The organism is Ruoffia tabacinasalis (assembly GCF_042652985.1).
GTDB lineage: Bacteria > Bacillota > Bacilli > Lactobacillales > Aerococcaceae > Ruoffia > Ruoffia tabacinasalis.
On the sequence record NZ_JBHSHQ010000014.1, the window covers coordinates 1 to 1,532 of the forward strand.

Genomic DNA, 1,532 nt, shown 5'->3' on the forward strand with positions numbered 1-1,532 from the left:
GAATCTTATCGAGCAGAATCTGCAGAAAACTAATTGGCAAAAAGTGCCGATTTCTACTTGACGTTAACATGTGGTTCAATTGAGTAAAGATATTCGCGAAATTGATGCTGAAATTGAAAAAAACGAGAAAGAATTACTTTCAATGATTGATGACTTTCAAGTGACGGATGAAACACGAGATATCATTCAAGCAATGAAAGAGGTGTTCCAATAATGGCTAAGGAAGAAAGAAGACAACCGGAACTTAGATTTAAAGGTTTTACGGACGATTGGGAACAGCGTAAGTTACAGAATATTTTAGAAGTAAATTCAGGGAAAGACTATAAGCATTTAAATGATGGGGATATTCCAGTATATGGAACAGGTGGATTAATGCTTCAAGTAAATGAGGCGTTATCTTATGATCAAGATGCAATTGGAATAGGTAGAAAAGGAACAATAGATAAACCGTTTCTTCTTAAATCACCATTTTGGACTGTTGATACATTATTTTATTGTATTCCAAAAATTAATAGTAATTTATTTTTTATATATGGTGTTTTTCAAAAGATAAATTGGAAGAAAATGGATGAATCGACTGGTGTACCTAGTCTTTCAAAAAATACAATTAATAATATTAGCATAAACATACCCACACTGAATGAACAGAATAGAATTGGAAAATTACTAATAGTTCTTGATAAATCACTTGCTCTTCATCAGCGTAAGCTTGATAATTTAATTAAATTAAAAAAAGCATACTTACAGCTTTTGCATCCTGATAAATCTCATAGGGTCCCTAAATTAAGATTTAATAATTTCTCAGAAGTATGGGAACAGCGAAAAGCTTCTGATATATTTGAATCAATATCAGATAAAAATCATGCTGACTTGCCCGTTCTTTCTGCATCACAAGAAAAGGGTATGATACTACGAAGTGAAATAGGCATAGATATTAAATACAATGAAAACAGTCTGAAAAATTATAAAAGAGTCTGCCCAGGACAATTTGTAATTCATTTACGTTCTTTTCAAGGAGGATTTGCTTATTCTAATGTTGAGGGAATAACTTCTCCTGCTTATACAATTTTAGATTTTAAGGAGAAAAATGAACATTATCCACTCTATTGGAGTTATTTATTAAATAGCCAAAATTTTATACAAAAACTTGAAACTATAACTTATGGAATTCGTGACGGTAGAACCATAAAATTTTCTGATTTTATTACACTGAGATTTAATATACCTAAAATAAAGGAACAAATTAAAATCGGAAATTTACTCCAAACTTTGGATAAAACTGTAGATTTTCAACAGAAAAACTTAGTTTCTTTAGAACAATTTAAAAAATCATTTTTACAATTGTTATTTGTATAATTACAGTTATTTATAAATTTAAAATCACAAATGAAACTACTTTAATATATACAAAAAGCCATTAAATCCTTGATAATAAATATTAGGATTTTTCCTAAAATATTCAGATAAAGTCCATATAATTGTGTAAAAGATAAAAGGCCATGTAACAGCCCTTTTGCGGTACAATGTTTTTA

At 29.2% G+C, this 1,532-nt stretch carries 2 protein-coding genes; both read left to right on the forward strand.

What is annotated here, in order from left to right; all coding sequences use genetic code 11:
• Positions 1-79: 79 nt before the first annotated feature.
• Positions 80-214, forward strand: a complete 135-nt coding sequence (locus tag ACFO5Y_RS02690; protein WP_269434949.1) for a hypothetical protein — start codon at positions 80-82, stop codon at positions 212-214.
• On the forward strand, positions 214-1,356 hold the full coding sequence (locus ACFO5Y_RS02695) for a restriction endonuclease subunit S (RefSeq protein WP_197105365.1): 1,143 nt from the start codon (positions 214-216) through the stop codon (positions 1,354-1,356). Before ACFO5Y_RS02690 ends, ACFO5Y_RS02695 begins: the two co-directional genes overlap by 1 nt.
• Positions 1,357-1,532: the final 176 nt, after the last annotated feature.